1 protein-coding gene is annotated in these 597 nt (G+C 52.6%); it reads right to left on the bottom strand.

Annotated features, from left to right (window positions below; genetic code table 11):
* On the bottom strand, positions 1 to 529 hold a 529-nt coding region (locus HHU12_RS34600; protein WP_205960109.1), incomplete at its 3' end, for a hypothetical protein.
* Positions 530 to 597: the final 68 nt, after the last annotated feature.

Below are 597 nucleotides of genomic sequence, written 5' to 3' on the forward strand. Positions count from 1 at the left end.
TCAGGCTGTTTCCAGCCTGACGCACCGTGCCGCTGCGGATTTTTTCGCGGCGCAGTTCGCGGCGGATGTCGCCCGAATAACGTTCAAACGTTTTCTGCATCGCCGCTTTCATATCGACCTGCATGGTGAAATGCACGCCGCCGCGCAGGTCCAAACCCAAAAACATCGGATTGGCTTTGATTTTCGCCATCCATTCGGGGCTGTCCGCCAACAGGTTGAGCGCGGTAATATACCCTTCGCCCAAAGTGTTTTCGATGACGTCGCGCGCTTTAAGCTGCGTTTCTGTGTCTTTGAAACGCACTTTCAGTGAATTGTCCACAACAAACATCCCGTCGGTCTGAATACCCGCGTTTTGCAGCGCGGCATCCACTTTGGATTGAGTCTGTTCGTTGATGATGATGGCTTGTCGGTTGGTCGATACCTGCACGGCGGGTGTTTCGCCGAATAGGTTGGGCAGCGAATACACTGCGGCAACCGCAATCGTGAACACAATCAGCAGATATTTCCATAAAGGATAACGGTTCATCATTGTTCCTTAATGGTTGGAACCCCACCCTTTCGGTGGTGTCGGCATCGGGCTATTTCAGAAGAGGCAAA

The organism is Flammeovirga aprica JL-4 (assembly GCF_012844305.1).
GTDB classification, from domain to species: Bacteria; Bacteroidota; Bacteroidia; order Cytophagales; family Flammeovirgaceae; genus Flammeovirga; species Flammeovirga aprica.